At 57.4% G+C, this 24,170-nt stretch carries 20 protein-coding genes; 3 read left to right on the forward strand and 17 right to left on the reverse strand.

Going from position 1 to position 24,170, the window contains the following annotated elements:
- Positions 1-729: an NAD(P)H-dependent oxidoreductase gene (locus tag ACXAEW_RS20675; protein ID WP_474943234.1), complete on the forward strand. Its 729-nt coding sequence runs from the start codon at positions 1-3 to the stop codon at positions 727-729.
- 42 nt (positions 730-771) lie between these two features.
- Here ACXAEW_RS20675 and ACXAEW_RS20680 read toward each other — a convergent pair whose 3' ends face one another.
- From ACXAEW_RS20680 to ACXAEW_RS20720, 9 genes are all read right to left on the reverse strand, one after another.
- Positions 772-2,118: an aspartate ammonia-lyase gene (locus ACXAEW_RS20680; protein ID WP_474943235.1), complete on the reverse strand. Its 1,347-nt coding sequence runs from the start codon at positions 2,116-2,118 to the stop codon at positions 772-774.
- A 153-nt stretch (positions 2,119-2,271) separates the two neighbouring features.
- Positions 2,272-3,084: a helix-turn-helix domain-containing protein gene (locus ACXAEW_RS20685; RefSeq protein ID WP_474943236.1), complete on the reverse strand. Its 813-nt coding sequence runs from the start codon at positions 3,082-3,084 to the stop codon at positions 2,272-2,274.
- Between the two features lie 87 nt (positions 3,085-3,171).
- Positions 3,172-4,212, reverse strand: a complete 1,041-nt coding sequence (locus ACXAEW_RS20690) for a tartrate dehydrogenase (protein WP_474943237.1) — start codon at positions 4,210-4,212, stop codon at positions 3,172-3,174.
- Between the two features lie 12 nt (positions 4,213-4,224).
- Positions 4,225-5,688, reverse strand: coding sequence for an aldehyde dehydrogenase family protein (locus ACXAEW_RS20695; protein ID WP_474943238.1), 1,464 nt, complete (start codon positions 5,686-5,688; stop codon positions 4,225-4,227).
- 97 nt (positions 5,689-5,785) lie between these two features.
- Positions 5,786-7,153, reverse strand: a complete 1,368-nt coding sequence (locus tag ACXAEW_RS20700) for an FAD/NAD(P)-dependent oxidoreductase (RefSeq protein WP_474943239.1) — start codon at positions 7,151-7,153, stop codon at positions 5,786-5,788.
- A 5-nt stretch (positions 7,154-7,158) separates the two neighbouring features.
- On the reverse strand, positions 7,159-7,476 hold the full coding sequence (locus ACXAEW_RS20705; RefSeq protein WP_474943240.1) for a (2Fe-2S)-binding protein: 318 nt from the start codon (positions 7,474-7,476) through the stop codon (positions 7,159-7,161).
- 5 nt (positions 7,477-7,481) lie between these two features.
- Positions 7,482-9,464, reverse strand: a complete 1,983-nt coding sequence (locus ACXAEW_RS20710; protein ID WP_474943241.1) for a hydantoinase B/oxoprolinase family protein — start codon at positions 9,462-9,464, stop codon at positions 7,482-7,484.
- Between the two features lie 5 nt (positions 9,465-9,469).
- Positions 9,470-11,530, reverse strand: a complete 2,061-nt coding sequence (locus ACXAEW_RS20715; RefSeq protein ID WP_474943242.1) for a hydantoinase/oxoprolinase family protein — start codon at positions 11,528-11,530, stop codon at positions 9,470-9,472.
- A 91-nt stretch (positions 11,531-11,621) separates the two neighbouring features.
- Positions 11,622-12,503 carry a LysR family transcriptional regulator gene (locus tag ACXAEW_RS20720; RefSeq protein WP_474943243.1) on the reverse strand — a complete coding sequence of 294 codons (882 nt, stop codon included), beginning with the start codon at positions 12,501-12,503 and terminating at the stop codon, positions 11,622-11,624.
- Positions 12,504-12,611: 108 nt separating this feature from the next.
- Between ACXAEW_RS20720 and ACXAEW_RS20725 the strand changes: the two genes are divergently transcribed.
- On the forward strand, positions 12,612-13,724 hold the full coding sequence (locus ACXAEW_RS20725; RefSeq protein WP_474943244.1) for an NAD(P)/FAD-dependent oxidoreductase: 1,113 nt from the start codon (positions 12,612-12,614) through the stop codon (positions 13,722-13,724).
- Positions 13,725-13,726: 2 nt separating this feature from the next.
- On the opposite strand, the gene ACXAEW_RS20730 is transcribed toward ACXAEW_RS20725, so the two are convergent.
- Positions 13,727-15,052, reverse strand: a complete 1,326-nt coding sequence (locus ACXAEW_RS20730; RefSeq protein WP_474943245.1) for an NAD(P)/FAD-dependent oxidoreductase — start codon at positions 15,050-15,052, stop codon at positions 13,727-13,729.
- Between the two features lie 161 nt (positions 15,053-15,213).
- On the opposite strand from ACXAEW_RS20730, the gene ACXAEW_RS20735 reads away from it, so the two are divergent.
- The gene (locus ACXAEW_RS20735; RefSeq protein WP_474943246.1) at positions 15,214-15,708 is read left to right on the forward strand and encodes an Lrp/AsnC family transcriptional regulator; all 495 of its coding nucleotides are present in this window, start codon (positions 15,214-15,216) and stop codon (positions 15,706-15,708) included.
- Between the two features lie 18 nt (positions 15,709-15,726).
- On the opposite strand, the gene ACXAEW_RS20740 is transcribed toward ACXAEW_RS20735, so the two are convergent.
- The 7 genes from ACXAEW_RS20740 to ACXAEW_RS20770 all read right to left on the reverse strand — a co-directional run bounded on the left by ACXAEW_RS20740 (position 15,727) and on the right by ACXAEW_RS20770 (position 24,158).
- Positions 15,727-17,388, reverse strand: coding sequence for an ABC transporter ATP-binding protein (locus tag ACXAEW_RS20740; protein WP_474943247.1), 1,662 nt, complete (start codon positions 17,386-17,388; stop codon positions 15,727-15,729).
- Positions 17,388-18,248 carry an ABC transporter permease gene (locus ACXAEW_RS20745; protein ID WP_474943248.1) on the reverse strand — a complete coding sequence of 287 codons (861 nt, stop codon included), beginning with the start codon at positions 18,246-18,248 and terminating at the stop codon, positions 17,388-17,390. Before ACXAEW_RS20745 ends, ACXAEW_RS20740 begins: the two co-directional genes overlap by 1 nt.
- Positions 18,245-19,204, reverse strand: coding sequence for an ABC transporter permease (locus ACXAEW_RS20750; protein ID WP_474943249.1), 960 nt, complete (start codon positions 19,202-19,204; stop codon positions 18,245-18,247). Before ACXAEW_RS20750 ends, ACXAEW_RS20745 begins: the two co-directional genes overlap by 4 nt.
- An 86-nt stretch (positions 19,205-19,290) precedes the next feature.
- Complete coding sequence (locus tag ACXAEW_RS20755; RefSeq protein WP_474943250.1) at positions 19,291-20,901, reverse strand: ABC transporter substrate-binding protein; 1,611 nt, start codon at positions 20,899-20,901, stop codon at positions 19,291-19,293.
- Between the two features lie 67 nt (positions 20,902-20,968).
- A complete protein-coding gene (locus ACXAEW_RS20760; RefSeq protein ID WP_474943251.1) occupies positions 20,969-21,688 on the reverse strand; it encodes an HAD-IA family hydrolase in 720 nt (239 codons plus the stop codon).
- A 185-nt stretch (positions 21,689-21,873) separates the two neighbouring features.
- The gene (locus ACXAEW_RS20765) at positions 21,874-22,785 is read right to left on the reverse strand and encodes a 2-hydroxyacid dehydrogenase (RefSeq protein WP_474943252.1); all 912 of its coding nucleotides are present in this window, start codon (positions 22,783-22,785) and stop codon (positions 21,874-21,876) included.
- Entirely contained in the window at positions 22,785-24,158 is a 1,374-nt protein-coding gene (locus ACXAEW_RS20770; RefSeq protein ID WP_474943253.1) for an aminotransferase class III-fold pyridoxal phosphate-dependent enzyme, read from the reverse strand. The genes ACXAEW_RS20765 and ACXAEW_RS20770 overlap by 1 nt, the downstream gene beginning before the upstream one ends.
- Positions 24,159-24,170: the final 12 nt, after the last annotated feature.

The following is a 24,170-nucleotide window of genomic DNA, read 5'->3' on the forward strand; positions in this document are numbered from 1 at the left end:
ATGTCAAAACCTCGGAACTTTTTGATTGTTGTCGCTCATCCAGAGCCGCAGTCTTTCAATCATGCGTTGGCGCAGTCGATGGAAGCCGCATTAACGCAGGCAGGGCATCAGGTAACAGTCTCCGACCTGGCAGCAGAGGGGTTTCGCGCGGATCTTGGCCGTCATGATATGGCCGGTATCGCGGATCCTGACCTGTTTCATGTGCAGGCCGAACAAACACAGGCCGCGCGCACGGATACCTTTGCCCCTGACATCGCGCGCGAACAAGAACGGGTCGCCAAGGCTGATACCCTGATCCTGCAGTTTCCGCTCTGGTGGGGCGGCCCCCCTGCCCTGATGAAAGGCTGGATTGACCGGGTCATGGCTTACGGCTTTTCCTATGTGGATGGTCGCCGGTTTGACAGCGGGTTGTTTCAAGGGCGACGTGCCATGGTCAGCGTGACAACCGGCGGAACTGTGGAACGATTTTCAAAAGGAGGAGCCTATGGCCCCATAGAGCCGCTTTTGATGCCGATCCAAAAGCTGGTCCTGGGCTATATGGGATATGATGTTGCACCACCGCTGCTGAGCTATGGCGTTCCCCGCACCAATGCTGAGCAGCGCGATATCTATTTGGCAAAGGCTGCAAAAGCTGCGCTGGACTTGGCGCGACAGCCGGTCGCACCGACAGATGCCTGGCGTACTGCCCTGAATGATGTTCCTGAAGGAGCCTGGAATCGGGCAGGGTAGAGATCTTATGCCTCCTCCCCTGCCCGGCCATCCCGGTGCCTTCTATATTGACGGGCGCGCGTCGATCCCCAACTGGTCCAGCGCCTCGGTCACCGAGAGTTTGTGTTTCAGTGCAAATTTCGCAACCTCAGCCGATTTTTCATAGCCGATCTGCGGCACCAGCGATGTCACAACAGCCAGGCTGTTGGTGAGTAGATCAGTGCAGCGGTCCTCGTCGGCTTCGATCCCGGCGACGCACCGTTCCGCCAGACAGGTCATGGCACGCTCCAGAATGCGCATGGACTGCAGGATGTTAAAAATCGCAACCGGCTCCATCGCATTCAACTGAAGCTGACCAGATTCCGCAGCCATTGTGACTGTAAGATCGTTTCCGATAACCTGGAACGCCACCTGGTTCACCACCTCCGGCATCACCGGATTGACCTTGCCCGGCATAATAGATGACCCGGCCTGAACCGCAGGCAAACGAATTTCACCAAACCCGGACCGGGGGCCCGAGCTGAGAAGCCGTAAGTCGTTACAAATCTTCGACAACTTGACGGCAATCCGTTTTAGAATGCCCGAGAAGGCGACAAAAGCCCCCAGGTCTGACGAGGCTTCAACCAGATTGCGGGCCGCGACAACCGGAAAGCCGGAGACACGCTGAAGCTGCGCCACTGCAACATCGGCGTAGTTGTCCGGCGTGTTGACCCCGGTACCAATTGCAGTGCCGCCCAGATTCACCTCGAGCAACAGTTTCGAAACATCCCGAAGACGTTCGATGTCTTCTTCGATTGTATTGGCAAAGGAACGGAACTCCTGACCCAGCGTCATTGGAACGGCGTCCTGTAACTGCGTGCGTCCAACCTTGCCGATCCCGTCAAACTCACTCGCCTTGGCCTCAAATACTGCGCAAAGCTGTTCCTGGGCATCAATCAACCCTTTGTGCTTTTGCAGCACGGCAAGGCGCAGCGCCGTGGGGTACACATCGTTGGTTGACTGGGATTTGTTCACATCATCATTGGGGTGGAGATGCGCATATTCCCCCAATCCATGCCCCATATGACGCAAGGCGAGATTGGCAATCACCTCATTTGCGTTCATATTCGTGGAAGTTCCCGCCCCGCCCTGGATCATGTCCACAATGAAATCCTGGTGATGCGCCCCCGCCAGAAGCTGGTCACATGCCGCATGAATAGCTTCCGCTTTTTCCGATGGCAGCACCCCGAGTTTCTGGTTCGCTCCGGCGGCAGCTTTCTTGACCATTGCGAGCGCGCGGACCAGTTCCGGAAAGTCAGAAACCGGGACACCGGAAATGTGAAAGTTATGCTTGGCGCGCAAAGTATGCACCCCATAAAGGGCATCATCCGGGACGTCATACTGGCCAAGGGAATCGTATTCGCTGCGCATTTGGGGCTTCTCCTGAAACTGCGCCACGCCACATACGCCGATTTAGGATACACGCAACACGGGATATCGTAGCCTGTTGAAAAATGACGCGACTTGACGCTGTTTTTGGACAAGGTCGCATCATCAGTGCCAATGCGAGCAACAGGCGAAACGCTAGGTCAGCGGCGCCTCAAGCAAGTGCCCATCGGTGAGGCTGCCCCGGCAGAGCATTTTTCGGATGTCCTCAGGCACTTCCGCATCTTCAGGTCCATAAAGGCCGCATTTGCGGATGGATTTGCGCAGATCCACTTTCTTTCCCAGATGCTGATATATGATTTGTGTTGCGGTTGGCGCACGAGGCGCGCGCACCGCAACCCCGGAAACCACCCCAGTCAAATAGCGTATCCTGTTATTGTAACTGGGATAAAGGATGATCTGCATCACTTCGCTGCGGGTTAGGGTTTCCATAACGGTCATAAAGATCCGATCCCCCATCATAAAACAGGCCCCCTGGTATTTGCAGGTGAACTTCTGCGCTCCAGGCAGGCCGACGCTTTCAATGCTTTTGACATCAACCCCAAAGGGGGTGCGATAGATCCGCGCCAAAGAGCGTAGGATCATACCGGGATGGGACATGGAATTGTAATAGCAGAAGTAATAGCCAACATAGGCGTCCAGAGCCGTGCGAGAGCCCAATCGCAGATCGTCTGCAATCGCCGCCACTATGTTCTTCTCCGCTCGCACTCCGGATTCACTCGGCTTAAGGCGCACAAGCTCAGAAAACTGCCCATGGGGCATCAGCAACTCGGCTTCCTCAACGCCGAAAAAGTCGCAAATTCGGCGCATGACGCGCAAAGACGGAAAGGTTTCGCCGCTAAGGTACCGGTTGAACTGGGAACGGTTCAATCCGAGCTGACGGCAAACCTCCGCCACGGATTTATGATAGCTGCACAGCAGCCGCAGATTGGTCGGCAGGTCTTTTGACACAGGAGATTGGCGCCTTCGCAAGTTGATGCCAACCCTGTACCAACTGCGCCGTGGGCGAGGCAAGGGACTGCCACGCCCGATCTTCGTTTACAGGGCTTTGGTAATCGCCGCCGTGATCTCATCCGTGGAGTGACCACCTGGTGTGACGCCAATCCCCTGACCGGTTGCGGTCTCGATAGCGCCCAAGACGGCTGTAGCGGCCTCATGCTCGCCCAGATGATCCAACATCATCGCACCAGACCAGATGGCTGCAATCGGATTGGCAATATTTTGGCCGGCAATGTCGGGTGCGGAGCCATGCACCGGCTCAAACATCGAAGGCGCGGACCGATCCGGGCAGATATTTGCCGAGGCCGCAAAACCAAGCCCACCCTGTATCGCGGCCCCGAGATCTGTGAGAATATCGCCGAATAGATTGGATGCAACGATGACATCCAGTGCTTCGGGGTTCATCACCATCTTTGCAGCCATTGCATCAATATGCATCTGGCTGAGGGTTACATCCGGATAGTCCTTGGCGATTTCAAGCGTAAGTTCATCCCAGAACACCATTGAATACTTCTGGGCGTTGGATTTGGTCACGGACGTCAGATGTTTACGTCGCGCGCGGGCTTGTTCAAAGGCAAACCGCAAGATCCGTTCAACACCGGTGCGGGTGAAAATGGATGTCTCAACCGCAACCTCATTGTCCGCCCCCTGATGCACGCGCCCACCGGCTCCGGAATACTCCCCTTCGGTATTTTCGCGAATGCAAAGGATATCAAAACCTTCCGAACGCAAAGGCCCGGTGACCCCCGGAAGCAGGCGGTGCGGACGGATATTAGCGTATTGGGTAAATGCCTTGCGGATCGGCAACAACAAACCATGGAGCGAGACCGCATCCGGCACGGTTTCAGGCCAGCCCACCGCTCCAAGGTAGACAGCGTCAAATCCTCGCAACACATCGATCCCGTCAGCGGGCATCATAGCGCCAGTTTCAAGGTAATATTCGCAGGACCAAGGGAAGCTTTTACTTGTCAACCCAAAGCCGAACTTGTCAGCAGCCTTGGACAATACCTCCATTGTCGCATCCGTGACGTCTACGCCGATGCCATCTCCGGGGATCAGGGCGATATTATGGGTTTTCATTTGGCATTCCCCTCAAAGGTCGATCAGGACGGATTTTGTACGGCGATTGGCCAGGAAGGCCTCGCGCCCGAGGTCTTTGCCAAGGCCGCTGGCTTTCCAGCCACCTGTCGGCAGGATATGGTCACGAGACCGCCCATAGCGGTTGACCCAAACAGTGCCCGCTTCCATCGCGCGAGTGATGCGTATGGCGCGTGAGAGGTCCTGGGTATGCACACCCGCACACAGGCCATAGGTCGGATGAGACGCCAGAGCGACGGCCTCTTCCTCGGTCTCAAAAGTCTGGAAGGTGGCGACGGGACCAAAAATCTCTTCGGTCACAGCCGGGTTCCGATCATCAACACCCGCGATCAGCGTCGGTTGGTAGTAACTGCCCGGCCGATCAAAGGCTGCCCCGCCACAGAGGATCTCCGCACCATGCCCCTGCGCAGCTTGAACAATTCCGTCAATCCGTCGAAGCTGTTTTTCCGAAATGATCGGAGAAAAGCCCGCCGGATCCGCCCAGGTTTCAACCGGAGTTTGCTGCGCAAAACGCGCTTTCAGGCCATCGGCAATCTGGTCCGCAATGGAGCGGTGTACAATCATGCGGGATCCCGCCACACAGAACTGGCCGGCGTTTGGCAGAATGCCCATGGCAAGACTGTTTACCGCGCGGTCGATGTCGGCATCGCCAAAAACGACCTGAGCTGACTTCCCGCCAAGCTCCAGCGTCATCGGTTTGATTCCGCTGCGCGCAATGTTTTCCATAATCGCGCTGCCCGCACGGGTGGATCCGGTAAAGCTCACCTTGTCGATGCCCGGGTGACCTGTGATCGCATTGCCGGTGGTCGGACCGTCCCCTAAAACGATGTTGATCAATCCTGCGGGAATACCCGCACGTACGGACAGTTCGGCCAGATAAAGCGTGGAGAACGGCGTCATTTCCGACGGTTTCAGCACCACAGCATTGCCTGCGGCCAGCGCGGGTCCGAGCTTCCAGCCTGCCATCGAGATAGGGAAGTTCCATGGCGTAATGGCCCCGATAACACCATAGGGTTCCGCCGCAATCATACCTAACTGATTTGCGCCAGTCGGAACCAGCTCTCCGCATTCCTTGTCTGCAAATTCGGCAAAAAAGCGGATCTGTTCGGCTGTCACCGCAATATCACCGGTCAGCGCCTGGGCAACCGGACGAGACGAGCAGATCGCCTCGAGCTGGGCCAGTTTTGGCGCTTCAGCTTCGATCAAATCGGCCCAGGCATGCATCGCGCGCAGGCGTTCACGAGGTTGCAGATCTGCCCAGCCCGACGCTTTCAAAGCAGCCCGTGCCGCTGACACGGCCTGATCCACGATATCCGCGTCCGCGCAAGGGATCTCTCCCAGAACCTGGCCGCTGGATGGCGCACGCACTGAAATAGCTGCTGCGCCGGTCACATATGCGCCGTTAATAAAATGGCCGGTTGGTAGTGAAACCTCAGAAGGTTCAAAGGCAAGGGTCATAACGCGTCCTCAGATGAGCTCTTGGGATCAGAAATGGCGGGGAAACTGCAACATATGATACTGTATCCTGTGCGCATGCGGCAGAAGATGTTGAAGATCAGTCCTTACTCTCGGACAGGGCGGCGCTGACAGGCAAGGGGCGAACCGGAGCCTGAGGACGGAGTTTGCCGACCTGTTCCACCGAAAGGTTAAGCCTTGCAGCAATCAACTCTGCGGCGGCCAATTGGCAATAACGCCCCTGACAACGGCCCATACCAACCCTCGAGATGGATTTGACCCGGTTCGCTTCTGTCCCAACCTCAGCGACCGCTGACTGAAGGTCCGAAATCGTAACATTCTCGCACCGGCACAGAACCGTTTCGGGCGATTGGCTGATCACAGCTTCTTTGGGCCAGGGAAAAGCGCGTGACAGCCCCAATGCAAAACGCTCCACACGCTTGAGCCGGTGCAGAAGCAGGCCCGTTTTGGGATGCGGCAGGTTCAGATCCTGCAGACAGGCAATCGCCGCCAACCGCCCTGTCAGTTCCGCTCCATCGGCGCCCAGAATTCTGGCGCTGTCACCAGCCACATAGCGCCCGTTGCCTGCACGCCCCAACCTGTCCGCCACAGGCAACCACTGGGACCATTGGGTTGAATATTCAAAGGCAATATCTGCAAGCGCCGCAAGATGTGTCTCGGACTGCAAATGCCAGCCCATTGCCACCATGTCGCATGCGGTGGACTGCGCCACGCCACGTCCATCACGCCATTTTACTGCGGAAGGCCCCTTAGCGGTTCCGGTGATTTCATCAAGCGTTACACCCGCATGATAACGTCGACCAAGCCCAGCCCGCATCATCACCCCACGTGCGGCAAACCAGGGACGCACCAGAAGATGCGGCGATGCGGAAACCTGCGTCGATAAAGAGGATGTGTCCAAAACCGCGGCAACATGGGCACCGGCTTTTATCAGCTGATGCGCAACCAGCGTCAACAACGGGCCTGTGCCAGCCAGGACAATGCGCTTTCCCATTGCAACGCCTTGTGACTTCAGGGCAATTTGCGCTGCTCCCAGCGTATAAACACCTGCGGATTGCCAGCCTGGGACGGGCATCACACGGTCCATCGCTCCGGTTGCCAGGATCAGGCGATCAAATGCGATCTGGCGCAGGGTGCCATCGGTCATGATCTGCGCTTGGCCCTCTGCAATGCCCAAAACCGAAGCTCGGGGCAAGTAGTCGACAGCCCCTTGCGAAACCAAACGATCAAAGAGCGCGTGTAGTCTTTGGGCCTTGCCCGCTTCCGAGCCGTAAAGCTGCCGGGCGGTCCGATGAAATCCCGCAGGCGGGCGGCGATAGATCTGCCCACCTGCCCGTTGCCCTTCATCCACAACAACTGGATGCAAACCAGCCTCACACAAGGTTTCAGCCGCACGGATGCCCGCAGGTCCTGCCCCGACTATCAAAACGCGTGTATGCTGCTCCACTTCAATTACTCCCCCGAGGCCGTGTCGGGCCAAGCCGGCATCGGTGCTGTCAGGATATGCATTCCGGCCTCTATCAGCGTAGAGCAGGCCCGCACACGTGGTCCGCCTTCTTGCCAGACCCAACAATCCTGACAGGCCCCCATCAGGCAGAAGCCGGCGCGCGCTTCCGGACCAAATTCGGATTGGCGCACATGGTCGGTGTTTGAGAGAACGGCCGTCAGAACTGTGTCACCTTCCAGCGCGCTACAGACTTTACCATCCAGCCGGAATTCAACATCCTTGCGGTCGGTCTCTGCCAGCCTATAAATACGCCCCCTCGCCATGCCCGTTACTCTGCTGCCAAAACATCAGAAGGGGTCGACGGAACCTCTGGAAAGCGCTCACAGACCTCCGCAAAGGCTGCCGATACACCTTCGGCCCCGGTGCGCCCCTCCATGCGGCGGAAAATTTCTGTTTTGGTGAAGAAACGCCAATGGATGGGAAGAGCCATCAGAATTTCGGTCAAGCGATCATAAGCCGCGGCGGTCCATTGTGCCTCATAGCCCTGTCGTTCCGGTCCAAAATCAAACCCGACAGTCCTGGATGCGCGCGCGCGCAGAGAAGCGGTTGCAGTGTTGTCCACCTCACCATCGTTTATCACAACGCCATAATCCCGCGCAGCGGCACCAGCCGAAACATAGCCGCGCGCCACATCCAGTGCGACCCGCCAGGATTCACGTTCAAAGGGATTGCCGCGTCCGCCCCCGCCCGCAGACCGGATCTCAAGAACATCCCCCGGCTGCAAAACGGCCGTATCCGTATTGCCAAGCGCGCGTTCTTCGGGCGTGCCTGGATTCACCACCATATCGGACAGCCCCGCAGCCCGTCCGCCATTGGTCCCCCACGGGCGGAAAAACGACCGGTCCCGATTGCGTGCGGTGATCCGGCTGTCCGGCGCAAAGACACGGAATGCCATCTGGGTGGCAAGCCCGCCGCGCCAGCGCCCGGCTCCGCCGGAATCCTGAGCCAGCCCGTATTTGACAAACTCCACCGGGACTTCGGCTTCGGTGATCTCAATCGGAGTATTCTTGAGATAGGCCGCATCGGCGCCTGACCCGTTTGTACCATCACGATGGGGCATCCCACCGCCGCCACCGACCACAGGGTTCACCGCCGCAATCACCGTTTTCTGGGTCCGCTCGTCGCGGGTCATCACATTGACGATACAGTTGTTTCCTGCGGGAGCAGCGGGCATTTGATCTGGGATCGCCTGACAGAATGCCCCAAAGATCACCGAACGAAGGCGTGCGCAGGTTAACGACCGCATCCCCACGGCTGCGGGCGACACCGGGTTCAGCACGGTCCCCTCCGGTGCGATGCACGTAAAGGGTCGGGTCAGACCGGTGTTCAGAAGGATGTTTGGGTTCAGCGTATAAAGAACGTAGTAAACCCCGACCAGCAACATGGTATGACGGGGATCCCCACCAGATGGCACGTTGAGCGAGCTTGCCAGTTGCGGATCGGAGCCGGTGAAGTCCAGCACCGCCTGATCATCCGAAATCCGAAGTGTCAGCTTCAGACGGCAGGGATTGGCTTCGTCACTGTCTTCATCGGCATAATCGGCAAAAACCCATTCCCCATCCGGAATTGCCCGCAGAATGTCCCGCGCCTGTGCTTCCGCCTCATCCATCAAGGCCGCAACCCCCGAGACAAACCCCGCTTTGCCAAAACGCTCTACCATTGACAGCACTTTGCGTTCACCGGTGTTAAGCGCTCCGACCAAAGCCTTGATGTCACCGATATTCAGATCCGGTTTGCGAACATTTGTTTCCATGATCCGCAGGATCTGATCGTCGAACTGCCCGCCTTGTACCAGTTTCATGGGCGGGAAACGGATGCCTTCCTGATGGATCTCGGTCAGAGACCGCGACAGCGAGGCCGGGACCGCGCCTCCCATATCCGTGTTGTGGATGTGACCTCCAGCCCAGGCAACGATTTCATCCCCTACAAAGATCGGCTTCCACAAGTGGGTGTCCGGCGCATGGGTGGCAACATGACCGGAATAGGGATCATTGGTAAAGGCAACATCGCCAGGTCTGTAGTCCGCAATCATATCTATGGCACGCCCATAGGTCAGGCCCGGATACCAGGTGGCCCCCAGCTCCATAGGGACCGCAAAGGTATCCCCCTGCTGGTCCATCAGCATCACAGTAAAATCCTGTGTCTCCTTTACAAAAGCGGAATGGGCTGTCCGGTGCAGCGTAAAGGCCATATTCTCAGCTGCGGCGCGCGCGTGATTGGCAAGCACCTGAAGGTTCATTTTGTCAAACATCAGCGTCACTCCACAAAGGTCAGGTGAATATTCAGATGACGGTCGACCACCGCCTTGGTCCCTGCTGGAATGGCAAAGGTTGTATCTTCCTGCGCCACAATGGCTGGCCCGCTGAAGGCCGCTCCGCCAGACAGGGTCGCCCGGTCATACAACGGGACATCCGTTGTGGTGCCCAGATAGACAGGGACATGTTTTGCAGCAGTTACAACCGCGCCGTGGTCCGCCGCCTCTGGTAAATTCAGCTCAGGTCCCGCGCCGATTGCAGAGAGTTTCAGGTTCACAATCTCAACCGTTCCATCGGGATCGTCAAAATCATAAATTTTACGGTGGGTGTCATGAAACGCCTGCGCCAAACGCACCCCATCCTTCAGCCACTCAGGATGTATCGCCACTTCGATCTCGTAGCTTTGCCCGGCATACCGCATGTCGGCGGCCAGTTTCTCCACCATCGCGCCCTCATGCCCTTGGGCCCGAAGCCAGGCGGCACCGTCGCACGACAGATCCTGCAGCTTATCACGCAAGGCAGAAAGGCTTTCGGCAGTCAGATCCGCATAGACTGTCCGCAAGAAATCACCCCGCATCTCGGCGACCAGCCCGCCAAGTGCGGACACGACACCGGGCCGACTTGGCGCCATGACCTTGGCCAACCCAAGCTCACGCGCCAAAAACGCTCCCAGCATGGGGCCCCCGCCGCCAAAGGGCATCAGAGTAAAATCACGCAGGTCAATCCCGCTGCGCGAGGCAAGTTTCTCAACTTCAACGAACATTTCTGACACAGCAATGTCCAGGATTGCCTGCGCGGTTTCCTCGACACTGCGGTTCAATGTCTGCGCCAGCGCTCCAACAGCGTCAGCCGCCAGATCCCGATCCATCGTCAACTGTCCATAAGCCATCTGCGAATGTCCAAGCCATCCGCAGACCACCATCGCATCCGTGACAGTTGCCTGCGTTCCCCCACGGCCATAACATGCGGGCCCCGGCGTAGAGCCTGCCGATTGCGGACCCACCCGCAGAACCCCCTGAGCATCCACATGGGCGATGGACCCTCCGCCAATCCCGATTGAGCTCACAGAGACGGACGGAATATACAATGGAAAATCGCCGATCAGCTCGCCCGAGCCAAACTGCGCTTGCCCATCAATAATCAGCGCGAAATCAGCAGAAGTTCCCCCGATATCAAGCGTCAGGATCTTTTCCTCTCCGGCCTGGCGCGCAAGCCAAGCCGCGCCGATGACACCCGAAGCCGTTCCCGACAAGAGCATGGAAACACAATCGCGCCGCCCCTGCCCCGCGCTCATGACACCGCCGTTGGATTTGGTCAGCATCGCAGGTGCGGGAACACCTTGGGACCGTAAGTTACCTTCCAGCGCTTCGAGGTATCCAGATACACGCGGATGAACGTAGCCATTCAAAATAGCGGTAGAGGTGCGTTCATATTCACGAATAACCGGCCAGACCTCGGCAGAGGTGAATACAAAAAGCTCGGGTGCTAGACGCTCAATTTCAGCTTTGACCGCTGCCTCCTGCTTGTCATCGCGCCAGCTGTGCAGCAGCGAAACAATCACGCCACACGCGCCTGACGCTTGGATCTGGGCGACGGCATTGGCAATCGCTTCGGGATCGGGTGCCTTTGTCTCTTGCCCGTTTGCCCGCAGGCGCGCCGGGATGCCAAAGACTCGATCACGCGGCACAAGCGGGTCCGCCCGATGACAGAACAACGAGTACATGTCCGGCATTCGCAGCCGCGCGAGCTCGATTACATCTTCGAACCCTTCGTTGGTGATCAACGCCAAGTCCGCGCCGCGACGCTGAAGGATCGTGTTGATCCCGACCGTTGTGCCGTGCACAAAGCGGCTGACCTGCTTTGGGTCCAGCCCTTCCCGTTCGGCCAAAAGGTCCAGTCCCGTCAGCAGTTCAGCCCCCGGATCATCCGGTGTTGTCAGAACTTTAAGCGAGGCAACACGACCCGTTGTTGTGTCCAGCGCACAGAAATCCATGAATGTGCCACCAATATCGACGCCGATCTTCCAATCGGAAACGGGTTGGGCATTTGGGCTGCCGTCCATGAGGATCCCTTTCAAAAAGCTGTTTTTTGCAAACTTTCAGAAAGCGGAAGCAGCGTCCAAGACGCTTCCGGGCAGACTCCATAAGTAAAACCTATAGATTTTTGCACTGCTTCCGGATCTGGTCGCGCAACAGAGTTTCCGCGCGAGAAAGCGATCTGCCCTTTAGCTTCAACATAGCCAGCGGAAGTTGCACTGAAACGCCTATCGGACGTGCCACGATCCCCTCGAACTGAGACCAGGGCATCAAATCGTCCACCACTGCAACACCTAACCCAGCCTGCACAAGACCTGCCGCTGATATCGACGTATCTATCTCAAATTGCGGCATAAATTTAGAAGACGCCTGCGCTGCGGCCTTGGAAAGCTCCTCATGCGGGCGGGTGTTGGAACGATAGGAAATCATCGGCCCATCACAAAGCGAAGCGAAATCCAGGATCTGCAGATCCGCGCGCATGTCATCAGCGGGCAGCAAGCAGCAAAACCCGACATGCGCCAGTGTTTCCACCTCAATATCAGCGGGAAGCCGGTCATCCAGGGCCAGGGCCAAGCCGGTATCACCGGTGCGCAACATCGCAATCATCGCGTCGAGCGGGGCAACATGTGAGCGCAAAAGGACGTCCGGGTGAAGATCGTGAAATGCGCGCAACACCTGTGGAACGACAGCCAGAGCCGGAGGCGTCGATGCTGCCAGCCGTACCAACCCGGCCTTTCCCAGCTTCAGATCCGTTGTTTTCCGCCTGATCCCCTCCAAGCCCGCGAACAATCGTTCAGCCTCGGGGTAGAGCTCCAAGGCTTCTGGCGTTGGGTGCAGACGTCCCTTCTTGCGGGTGAACAGCTGAAAACCCAGCTCGTCTTCTGTATGCATCAAGATCTGGCTGAGCGCAGGTTGGGAGATATTCAGCACCCGCGCCGCCGCTGTTACGGTGCCTGCCCTCATGACTGCGGTAAAGACTTCAAGCTGACGCGCGCGCATTGCACCTCCATAGGTTTGACTTATGGTAGCACACATAACCTGTCTTTGACCATGACGGCCAGCCCTGTTTGACTGTTCCGGAACGGCGGCTGGATCCTGGAGCGAAAAATGGACGTTATTGTGCTGGGAGGCGGGTTGATGGGGACGGCCTGCGCCTTCTTCCTTGCCAAACGCGGTGCGCGGGTCACTCTGATCGAGCGCAATCGAATTGGAACCGGTGCCACGCTTGCAAGTTTCGGAAATATTCGCAGAACGGGTCGGTTCCTCCCCCAGATGCCGCTGGCCCATAGATCACGTTCGCTCTGGGCGGAGGCCGAAGATCTGTTAGGCCAAGACGTGGAATTCCGTGCAACCGGTCACCTGCGCCTGATCTTTGACCACGACAGCCTGGAAGACATGCGCAGCTTTGCCACTGCGGCGCGATCCTGGGACTTTGATCTGGATGAACTGACGCCGAAAGAGATTCACAAACGGTTTCCCGGACTTGGTCCATCAGCCATTGCGGCGAGTTTTGCGCCGAATGATGGCAGCGGCAACCCGCGACTGATTGCGCCCGCCTTTGCAAACGCCGCACGCAAGCTTGGGGTGAACCTTGTAGAAGAGGCTGAACTGAAATCGTTACACCAAACAGAGACCGGCTTCAGCGTCGAAACCAGTCAGGGACGCTACAGTGCAGATGCATTGCTGAACTGCGCAGGTGCTTGGGGCGGAGAAATTGCCGCGCGTTTTCATGAACCTGTGCCGATCGAAGCCTTTGGACCGCAAATGGGTGTCACAGAACCGCTGCCGCATCGCATTTTGCCTGTGGTCGGCCTGTGGAGCCGCGCCAAGAATGGCAGTGCCTATTTTCGGCAGGTCGAGCGCGGTAACATCGTCTTTGGCGGTGGCGTGGCGCGTCGCCCCGTGGACCTGTATCCTGGCCACGCCAAAGCAGACCCCGTTGGGCTGTCCACCCAGATCAGGGCGATGCTGCCTCTGCTGCCCGCGCTCAAAGATGTGACGGTCATTCGCACTTGGTCAGGATGCGAGGGCTATATCCAGGACATGCTGCCCGTCATGGGGCCTTCGGGAACGACACCAGGTCTGTTCCATGCCTTCGGATTTTGCGGGCATGGTTTCCAGTTGGGCCCCGGTGTGGGCGACGCGATGGCAGAGCTGATAGTCACCGGAACATCAGAGATCCCACTGGAACCATTTTCAGTCACCCGGTTCGCCGCATGAGGTCAGAAGTCAGATACTTTGCCCCACTGGCTGCTTTGGAAACGAGACAACCGATATTGCGCAACCTCGGTCAGGGTTTCGCGCCCCATAAGCATGTCAGCCACAAGATGGCCAACTCCGGGACCAATACCAAACCCATGTCCCGACAGGCCCGCCGCCAGCGTCAATCCCGGCAAGCCTGTATCTGTGTCGATGACCGGCACCCCGTCCGGGGTCGAGTCAATGAAACCGGCCCAGGCGGCCTGAACGTTTTGCCCCGCCAGACCGGGCAACAAATTCCGCGCGCGGCGCAGGGTTTCCTCGATCAACGGCATCGAGGGACGTGGATCCAGAATGCGCATCCGTTCCATCGGCGTTTCTTTGTCCAAAGCCCATCTGCGGCGTGTTTCAAATTCCGCGCGCCATCCCTGCAAACCGCCGGGTCGCAAGGCACGCCAACGTTTGGCAAACATTGGCAGGAAATGTCTGGTTTCAGCCAAGGCACCCGGTGTCAGATCCAAATGGCCTCGCCCCGAGATCGCCAGCGTATACCCGCCATCACCCCGACGGGTGACCGACACTTGTGCCGTGTGCAGCGCGTCCGGCAAACCGGTTGCTCCGGGTTCAACAGACAGGATCGAACTGCGCACCGATGCCTGCGGGAAGCGGACCCCCAATTGATGAAGGAAGCTGCTGGCCCATGCCCCACCAGCCATAACAACCTGTTTTGTTGCGATTTCTCCGCGTTCTGTAACCACGCCAGACACCTGACCAGCGGCCAAAGACAGCCCGCGCGCCGCACAGTTTTGGAGCACAACACTGCCATGTTTCATGACACCTTGCGCAATCAGAGGCGCTGCAATCGCGGGATCGGCCACCCCGTCGGTGGGCGACCACACACCACCCAGCCAGGCTTGCCCGGTGGCAGCGCCACGCTCAGCCGCCTCAACGCTGGCCAGCATACGGGTTTCCACACCTTCACCACGCGCAAACTGGCCCCATTTCGACCAGCCCTCCAATTCTGCCGCGTTGTTCGACAGATAAAGCAAACCACAGCGCCGAAAGCCGAGGTCGGCGCCAATATCGCGTGCCATATCCTCCCACAGCGCAAGGCTTTTGGTCGACAGCGGCAGTTCGCGCGCGTCACGGTTCTGTTGGCGGCACCATCCCCAGTTTCTGCTGGATTGTTCCGCTCCGATCTGCCCTTTTTCCAGCAGAACAACCGATTGCCCTGCGCGGGCAAGCCAATATGCTGTACTGACACCCACAATCCCTGCGCCGATTATCACGCAATCAGCTTGGGCGGGCAATTCGGTGGACGTAGCGATCTGCATCAATGGGGCAGGCATGGATTTCTCCGGTTGTTTCGGGCAACCTATCCAAGCCAGTCCAGAGACTTATGCCGGATCGGGGCATTCGCTCGGCATTTTCTGTTAAATGCGATTGACACTGCAGCGCCATTGAATTCTCACAGGTGTGATACTGCGGCTCAGGCCCAAAGGAAGACACGATGAAAAGCCAACTCAAACTGGACCGGATAGATCTGAAAATTCTGTCAGAACTGCAACAAAATGGCCGGATTACCAATGTAGAGCTGGCAGACAAAGTGAACCTGTCACCCTCTCCCTGCCTGATGCGGGTGAAGAAGCTGCAGAAGGCCGGTTTCATCACTGGCTATACCGGGAAAATAGACGTGGCGAAATTGGGAGAGACACTGACCGTCTTTACCGAATTTACGTTGAAGAACCACCGCCAGATCGATTTCGCACGTTTCCAGGAAGCGATTGAGAAAATTGATAGCTGCGTGGAATGTCACCTGATTTCAGGTGGTTATGACTATCTGGTGAAATTCGTGACAGCTGGCATCGTGGACTACCAGAATATCATTGAATCGCTTCTGGATCGCGAGGTGGGGATCGACAAATACTTCAGCTTTGTCGTCATCAAGACACCTTTTATCAAAGACAAATTGCCCCTGACGCGGTTGTTTGAGGACCGGCTGTAACCGGCCCTCTGCTCTGGCTTAGCGATTGGAGAACTCTGCCACCAGCTGCGGATCTTGTTCAAGGTTGGAAAGCCAACCAGTATCCAGCTTGGGCACCGAGGAAATCAACAGCTTGGAATAGGGGTGTGTTGCATCGGTAGACATCCGCGCAGCTGGTAGCGCTTCGACCACCACCCCTTTGTACATGACCAGAACATCGTCACAGATCGCCTCTACGGTCGATAGGTCATGGCTGATGAACATATAGCTCAGCTTCAGCTCGCGTTGCAGTTCTTTCAACAAATCCAGAATAGCCGCCGCAACAACCGTATCCAAAGCCGAGGTAATCTCGTCACACAGGATCAACTCGGGCTCCGCCGCCAATGCACGCGCCAAATTGACCCGTTGCTTCTGCCCACCCGAAAGCTCTGACGGCAAGCGGTGCCGAATTGAGGCCGGCAGATGAACCATTTCCAAAAGCTCGATCACCCGCTTCTCCCGCGCACGGCCTTTCATACCTTTGTAAAAGGTGAGCGGGCGGCCCAGGATCTTTTCAATGGACTGCGCCGGGTTCAACGCGGTGTCTGCCAGCTGGAAAACGATCTGCGCCTTGCGCAGCTCTTCCGTGCTGCGATCTGCCAGTGATTTGTTGAGCTCGCGCCCATCCAGCATCACATTTCCCTGATAGGCAGGGACAATTCCGGAAATAGCCCGCGCCAGTGTGGATTTGCCGGAACCGCTTTCGCCGATCACACCCAAATTTCGACCCCGCTCAAGCGTGAAATTTACGTCCTTCAGAATCTTCACCTGCGGCTGGCCGTCCCTAATCGGACCATAGCCTGCACAAAGGTTGGTCACCTGCAAAATCGGCTTGGACACAGCATCCGCTACATCAGCCTGGGCATGGGGAACAGGCTCGAACGCCGCCAACAATTCCCGGGTATAGCGATGGGTCGGAGCGTTCAGGATCTGCTCTGTGCTGCCCTCTTCCTGAATCGCACCGTTTCGCAAAACAATGATCCGGTCCGCAATCTGCGCCACAACCGCCAGGTCGTGGCTGACGTAGACCCCTGCCATCTGGCTGTTATCCATCACGGATTTGAACGCACGCAGCACTTCGATCTGGGTTGTTACATCCAACGCAGTTGTCGGCTCGTCAAAGATTACCAGTTGCGGATCACCGATCAGCGCCATTGCCGCTGACAGACGTTGCAGCTGCCCACCTGACACCTGATGCGGATAGCGCTGTCCGATGGTTTCAGGATCCGGCAAGGCCAACAGGCGAAACAGCTCCACCGCTTTTGCTTCGGCATCGGCCTGCGGCATCAGATCATGGATATTGGTAACCTCGATCACCTGTTGAATGATACGCTGGCTCGGATTGAAGGCCGCGGCCGCAGATTGCGGGACATAAGACACTTCGGTCCCGCGCAGGGCGCTACGCTCCTTTTCGCGCATGGCTGTCACCATGTGCTCACCAAGACGTATGTCTCCGCCGGTAATCCGGCATCCGGGGCGGGTATGCCCCATCAGGGACAATGCAATCGTGGTTTTACCCGATCCGCTTTCACCAATCAGTGCAACAATTTCACCCGGCGCGATATCAAAGCTCACACCATTGATGATCTGCACCTTTCGACCGGAATCGGTTTTGGCCCCAATGGTCAGATCGCGAACGGAAACGAGGGGGGATTGCGTCATCATTCGCTCCTATCGCGGATTTTGGTGGGAAGATTGTCGATGAACATATTGACCGAAATCGTCAGCGAGGCGATGGCGATACAGGGGAAGATCACAGCCGGCGCGCCAAGGCTTAGACCTTCGATGTTTTCACGCACCAAACCACCCCAATCGGCATGCGGAGGCTGCACACCAATGCCCAGAAACGAGAGGCCGGACAGGACGAGCACGATGAAAACAAACCGCAAACCCAGATCCGCCAGGACGGGCCCCAAGATATTGGGGAAGATTTCCGAGCGGATCAGATACGGGGTTTTCTCCCCGCGCGCCCGGGCAACGGTCACAAAATCCATCGTGTTCACATTGACGGCCAACGCGCGGGCAAACCGATAGCTGCCGGGCAAATAGATGGCCGCAAGCGTCAGGATCAGCACCGGAATGGAAGAGCCGACAGCCGCGACGACAACAAGGCCGAACAACAGCGACGGGATCCCGTTAAACGCATCCAGGAGGCGGGACAGGATGGTGTCAAACCAGCCACCTGCAACTGCGGCAACCATCCCCAGGATAATACCGCCACTACAGGCCAGTGTGACACCCGCCAAAGAAATACCAACCGTATAGCGCGCACCCATCAAGACGCGGCTGAAGATATCTCGTCCCAGATAATCCGTGCCCATCCAGTATTTTGCGCTGACCGGTCCGAAATAGTCCCAGTCAATGATCTCTCCCGGAGAATACGGTGTGATCAGTGGCGCAACCAGCGCGATCACGGCCCAGAACAGGATGATGGCCAGTCCAATTTTGCCCGTCAGCTTGAAGGAGTAACCAGTGGTTGGAAAGGTAAATCTGCGCGCCGCGCTTTTGGTTTCTCGGATCATTTGCGCAGCCTCGGGTTAGACAGGGTGGCGATCACATCCGCCAGAGTAATCAGCGACAGGTAGCTGACGCAGAACACCATGGCGCATGACTGGATCAGCGGCAGATCACGGGTGGCAACCGCATCCACCATCAGCTTTGCCACACCTGGATAGTTGAAGACGGTTTCGACAATGATCACACCGCCGACAAGATAGGACAGTGACAAAGCCACAGCGTTGGCAATTGGCCCCAGCGCATTGGGCAAGGCATGGCCCAGTACCATACGGCGACGGCTGGCGCCTTTCAGCAAGGCCATTTCAACATAGGGTGTGTTTATTGTTTCAATCACGGCTGCGCGGGTCATGCGGATCATCTGCGCGGAAACCACACAGGTCAGCGTGATCACCGGCATTGCATATGCTTTGAGCAGCGCGAAGAAATTGCTCGCATCCGCGCCATAGCTCAAGGCGGGCAACCAGCCGAGCCAGACCGCAAAGATCAACACAGCCAGTGTAGCAACCATAAACTCAGGGATAGAGATCACAGAGATTGTCAGGATCGACACCACCCGGTCCAGAACGGACCCCTGCCACATAGCAGCGGCAATACCGCAGGTCAGCGCAAAGGGTACACAGATCATGGTGACAACGGCAGCCAGCCGCAAAGAATTTGCAAGGCGACGCCCCAAAAGATCGGCCACCTCTATGTCATTTACGTAAGAACGCCCCATGTCGCCCGTTGCCAAACCGGACAGCCAGCCTAGGAAACGCGAAAAAGCAGGCTCATTCAGGCCCATCGCTTCCCGCAAACCAGCAACCGCCTCGGGCGTTGCAGCCTGCCCCAGCAGAATTTCAGCAACATCCCCCGGCAACAACTCCGTTGCGAAGAAAACCGCGAACGAAACAATCACCAATGTTATCAAGGCGATCCCAATCCGTTGTGCGGCCAATATCCATGTGTTCAAGGACCCTAGCAAGAGGCGCTCCCGTCAGTTCAGTCGTTAATCAGATGCGAATTCCCGCGCAGGCCGGACCTGCGCGGGGTCACATGGTTCAAATATGATCAGGCGTCGAGCCAGACATATTCCGCAAAGGCATAGCCCATCTGGCCACCCAGCGGGTTCGGACGCAACCCTTTGACCGACTTGGACAGCGCATCAACGTTCGCCAGATAGGCCGGGATCACAGTGCCCGCCTCTTTTGCGATCATCTCCTGCATGTCCCAATAGATGTCTTTGCGCAGATCCTCGTTCAAAGCACCCCGTGCCTCGATCAGCATCTTGTCGAACTTCTCGGATTTGAACTGGCTCTCGTTCCATTTCGCATCAGAAGTGTAGAGCAACGAGAACAGGATGTCCGGGGTCGGGCGCGGGTTGATGTTGCCAAAGTGGATCGGCGCTTTCAGCCAGTATTTCGACCAGTAGCCATCGGACGGCACACGCTGGACATCGAACTTCATGCCGATCTCGGCACCGGCTTGCTGCACCACGGTTGCCATATCCACCGATGCCGTTGCCGCATCCGACGCCACGATCGGAACAGTTTGACCCAGAAGACCGGATTTTTCGAACAGTGCTTTGGCTTTTTCCGGATCATAGGCCGCAGGTGCGAGTTCCGAGTTGTGATAGCGGTTGGCTGCGGAAACCGGCTGGTCGTTCCCAATGGTAGCCATCCCACGCAGAACCGATTTCTCGATCACTTCGCGGTTGATCAGATGTTTCATCCCCTCGATAAAGCCGGCCTGCGCACCAGGTTCCATATCCAGACGGATGTTGAGGTTCGTGTAGTTGCCCGAGCTTGTAACCGACGACCACACATGGTCCTGGCCTTCCAGCATACGGCGCGAACGACCCTTGATAGAGGCACCCATGTGAATATCACCGGACAGAACCGCGTTAACACGGGCATTGTTGTCGGTGATCGCAAAATACTCAAAGCTGTCGAGGTAAGGACCGTCCTTGAAATAGTTCGGGTTCTTGACCGCAATGGATTTCACGCCGGGCTCAAACGTCTCGATCATAAAGGCGCCGGTGCCGTTGCCCTTGGAGAAGTCGGTGGTGCCGTCAGCAACAATCATGAAATGGTGCAGCGACAGAATGGTCGGCAGGTCAGCGTTGGATTCTTCCAGAACAATCTCAACCGTCAGGTCATCCTTGGCCGTGATCGAGGTCATCTGCTTGGCGATGGAGTTCACCTTGGACCCGACAGCCGGATCCAGGTGACGATTCATCGAAAAGACAACATCCGCCGAAGTCAAAGGCTTACCGTCGTGGAAGGTCACACCAGATTTCAGTTTGACTGTCCAAGTTTTGGCGTCCGCGGAGTCAATGCTGTCCGCAAGCTCCATCTGGACAGCACCAAATTCATCGAGGAATGTCAGCCGGTTATAAATCGCGCAGCAGCGGACATAATCCGTAGACAAGGATGCTTTTGCCGGATCCAGCGTATCCGCGGTTGACGAGGACCAACCAGCAGCCTTCAGGTGGCCCCCAAATTTCGGAGTTTCAGCCACAGCCCGGCCCGCGCTCATCAGAAGCGATCCACCCGCAGCAACGCCAACGCCTGACGCCATCAGCATCTTCAGCAATTCACGACGCGACGCACCACGGCGGATCGCATTTTCAACCATCGCATCATCGCGATTGGTCCAGTTTGATGGTGTTTTCTTTGTCATATCAACTTCCCTGTTGTTGAGGACCCGATGCGCTCTTGTCCGGCGCTTTTGTGGCCCGAGATGAAGGTTAGGTATCAATTTCAGCGGCAAGTTCCGCCAAAGCGTGAAAGTGGTAGTCGGGTTTGGTAAAGGCCTGCGGCGCGATCGTCCCGCCATATCCGGCCTGATCGTGTCGGCGCTCAATCCAGACGTTGGTCATGCCCAAAGCCCGGGAAATGCCAATATCGTGGTACTGGCTTTGCGCCGTATGCAAAATGTCGTCTTTTGTGCCACCGTCCTGAGCAACAAACGCAAAGACCTGTTCGAAATACGCAGGATCCGGTTTTTCGGTTCCCGTGTCATCTGCTGTAAAACTGGCCCAGAACGGGCTTTGCAACTTGGCTTCGTACTTCTCAAACGCCCAACGTTGTGCATTGGTCATTGCAATCAGCTTAAAGCGCGCGGCCAGCTTTTTCATTGCCGCAACTGAATCCGGAAACGGCTCTGCTTCACCCACGCGATCGATCATAAGTTGACGATATTCCGCCGTGTCGGGCAAACCCAAGGACACAGACATCCGGCCGTAACACCGCCCAAGATCGTCCGGGAACAGCCCAGCATCCTCCTCATAGCGGGCGTCACGATAAAGACCCAGGGCAGTTTCGCCATCGACCTCAACGCCTTCCCGGGCTGCGATCTCGGCCAGCGCGCCCTTGATGGCGCTTTCAAAGTCGATCAACGTCCCGACCACGTCAAAGGTGACGTAACCAAAAGCGCTCAGCGATTTGCATGTTGTCATCTCAGCCATGGCTGACGTCCTCTATGAAGGGCGGCGGGGCACCCTCGGTGATCAACGACGGCGGCTGTGCACCGTCTGTTATGTTCAGTGTCAACCTGCGCCCGGCAGGAAATGCTCCGAATTGCGCGGGTTCGGCAGCAGAATCTTTCGAAATCAGACAGTGCGTGATATTTCCCACTGTCCGGATCAAAAGCTCAGTAGCCCTGAACCCGGTCGACAAAGCCCGGCAGCGCAGTTCCGTTCTCCGCAGCCCGGATCACGTCCAGCGCATGCTCCGCCCCTTCGACATTGTCTGTATCCGCAGCTACATGCGGCGTGACCACAACACGCGGGTCTGCCCAGGCCCAATGCCCTTGTGGCAAAGGCTCTGGGTTCGTCACATCAAGCATCGCCGAAGCAATCTGGCCCTCATCGAGGGCCGTCTGCAAGGCCGTCATGTCCAACTGTGCGCCCCGCCCTGCGTGAACAAGATGCGCGCCCCGCGGCAGGTCTGCGAACAACCCCTTGTTCAGAACCCCTTCGGTGTCTTTGGTCAAAGGCAACAGGCAGATCAGCACATCGCTTTGGCCCAGAAACGCAGCACGATCTTCTGCGCCAAACATCTGAACGCCAGAGACAGCTGTGCCTGACCGCGACCAGCCGGACACTTGAAAGCCCAGATCAGCCAGAACACAGGCCACCAGACGGCCGATCCGCCCCATACCCATGATCCCGACACGCCCGTGACGGGCAAGGGGCACGGGTTTGGAAGCCCAGTCCCCCTGACAAGCTGATGCCAGATAGCCAGGCATGTCCCGGTAAAGCATCAAAACCGCCATCAGCACCCAATCGCGCACCTTCTCTTCGATGCTGGGCGCAACAGTCCGGCAAAGCTTGACGCCATCCGGCAACCCCTGCATCTGATCCACACCGGCCCCTACAGACAGAACAATCTCCAGGTTGGGGAAAACCGACAGATCCTCGGGAGGGATCCAGCAGGCGAGATACCGGATTTCAGCCAAATCCGGCACCTCATCCACACTGCAATACAGCGGCACGCCGTTTTCTGCGAACACCTTGCGCCACACATCCGTGCGCGCCGGAGTCGTGCGGAGCAGCATCGCCATTAACGCAAGACCTCACGGATCTCGGGATCTTCAAGTGTCAGGTCCAGTACCTTACGGGTACGCGCCACAATCTGGTCGATTTCCTCATCCGTGCAGCACAGCGGTGGAGCATAGCCAAAGATACCCTGGGCAAACGAGCGGATCACCAGTCCCTGTTCCCAGGCGCGATCAAACAGACGGGTTGCCGGCTCGACGGTTGCGGGCAGTGGTGTTTTCTTCTCCTTGTCCACGACAAGCTCGACCGCCGCCAGCATGCCGCGACCGCGCACATCGCCCACCAACGGGTGATCGCGCAGGTCTTGAAGGTCGGCTTGCAACCTTGCGCCCGCCTTTACGCCGTTTTCAAGTAATCCACCCTCATAGAGTTTCAAAACTTCCAGAGCAACTGCGGCTGAAACCGGATGCGCCGAATAGGTAAACCCATGGCCAACGGCCTTGGCCCCTGCACCCTCGGCAATGGTTTCATAGACATGATCGGACATCAAAACGGCCCCCATCGGCACATAGCCGGAGGTCAGCCCTTTGGCCGTGGTCATCATATCCGGTACAATGCCCTCTTCGGCACAAGCAAAGAGCGGCCCGGTACGGCCAAAGCCCGTGATCACCTCATCGGCGATAAAAAGGATGCCATATTCACGGCAGGCGTCGCGCATCGCTTTGATCCAGCCTTTGGGCGGAACCAGCACGCCGCCAGAGCCCTGGATCGGTTCGACATAAAATGCGGCAACCCGCTCTGCACCGACCTCTTCGACTTTGGCCTTCAGCGCTGCAACAGAGGCATCAATGACCGTTTGCGGATCATCGCCCACCGGGTTGCGATACAGGTAATGCGACGGGATTTTATGCTGCCATGCATAGGGCAGGCCAAACCCGTCATGGAATGCGGACAAAGCCGTCAGGCCAGCCCCAGCTGAGGACGATCCGTGGTAGCCCTGCTCAACCGAAATAAACTGATCCCGCTCTGGCTGACCTTTGGCATGCCAGTAATAGCGCACATACCGGATCGTGCTGTCCACCGCATCAGACCCACCCAATGTGAAATAGACATGATTCAGATCCCCCGGCGCACGTTCGGCCAAGGCGGCTGCCAGCTGGATGGGAGCTTCGGCGCCCAAGTCAAAATACCCGGTCGCATAAGGCAGTTGCCTCATCTGCTGCGCGGCGGCTTCGACAATGCTTTCATGGCCATACCCCGCATTCACACACCAAAGACCGGCAAACCCGTCCAACAGCTCACGGCCTTCGGAATCGGTAACTGTGGCCCCTTTGGCACCGGTCAGGACACGCACACCGCGCGCTTCATGGCCTTTGGGTGACGACACCGGATGAAACAAATGACGGCGATCAAGCTCAACAAGTGAATTGGACAGCATAATATTCTCCAC

The sequence above is a fragment of the Epibacterium sp. ABZ3_068 genome (assembly GCF_056159265.1).

Coding starts and splice junctions, on each gene's coding strand:
- ACXAEW_RS20675 (WP_474943234.1), top strand. CDS start 1: ATGTCAAAACCTCGGAACTTTTTGATTGTTGTCGCTCATCCAGAGCCG.
- ACXAEW_RS20680 (WP_474943235.1), bottom strand. CDS start 2,118: ATGCGCAGCGAATACGATTCCCTTGGCCAGTATGACGTCCCGGATGAT.
- ACXAEW_RS20690 (WP_474943237.1), bottom strand. CDS start 4,212: ATGAAAACCCATAATATCGCCCTGATCCCCGGAGATGGCATCGGCGTA.
- ACXAEW_RS20695 (WP_474943238.1), bottom strand. CDS start 5,688: ATGACCCTTGCCTTTGAACCTTCTGAGGTTTCACTACCAACCGGCCAT.
- ACXAEW_RS20705 (WP_474943240.1), bottom strand. CDS start 7,476: ATGGCGAGGGGGCGTATTTATAGGCTGGCAGAGACCGACCGCAAGGAT.
- ACXAEW_RS20710 (WP_474943241.1), bottom strand. CDS start 9,464: ATGTTTGACAAAATGAACCTTCAGGTGCTTGCCAATCACGCGCGCGCC.
- ACXAEW_RS20715 (WP_474943242.1), bottom strand. CDS start 11,530: ATGGACGGCAGCCCAAATGCCCAACCCGTTTCCGATTGGAAGATCGGC.
- ACXAEW_RS20720 (WP_474943243.1), bottom strand. CDS start 12,503: ATGCGCGCGCGTCAGCTTGAAGTCTTTACCGCAGTCATGAGGGCAGGC.
- ACXAEW_RS20725 (WP_474943244.1), top strand. CDS start 12,612: ATGGACGTTATTGTGCTGGGAGGCGGGTTGATGGGGACGGCCTGCGCC.
- ACXAEW_RS20730 (WP_474943245.1), bottom strand. CDS start 15,052: ATGCCTGCCCCATTGATGCAGATCGCTACGTCCACCGAATTGCCCGCC.
- ACXAEW_RS20735 (WP_474943246.1), top strand. CDS start 15,214: ATGAAAAGCCAACTCAAACTGGACCGGATAGATCTGAAAATTCTGTCA.
- ACXAEW_RS20740 (WP_474943247.1), bottom strand. CDS start 17,388: ATGACGCAATCCCCCCTCGTTTCCGTTCGCGATCTGACCATTGGGGCC.
- ACXAEW_RS20745 (WP_474943248.1), bottom strand. CDS start 18,248: ATGATCCGAGAAACCAAAAGCGCGGCGCGCAGATTTACCTTTCCAACC.
- ACXAEW_RS20755 (WP_474943250.1), bottom strand. CDS start 20,901: ATGACAAAGAAAACACCATCAAACTGGACCAATCGCGATGATGCGATG.
- ACXAEW_RS20760 (WP_474943251.1), bottom strand. CDS start 21,688: ATGGCTGAGATGACAACATGCAAATCGCTGAGCGCTTTTGGTTACGTC.
- ACXAEW_RS20765 (WP_474943252.1), bottom strand. CDS start 22,785: ATGGCGATGCTGCTCCGCACGACTCCGGCGCGCACGGATGTGTGGCGC.
- ACXAEW_RS20770 (WP_474943253.1), bottom strand. CDS start 24,158: ATGCTGTCCAATTCACTTGTTGAGCTTGATCGCCGTCATTTGTTTCAT.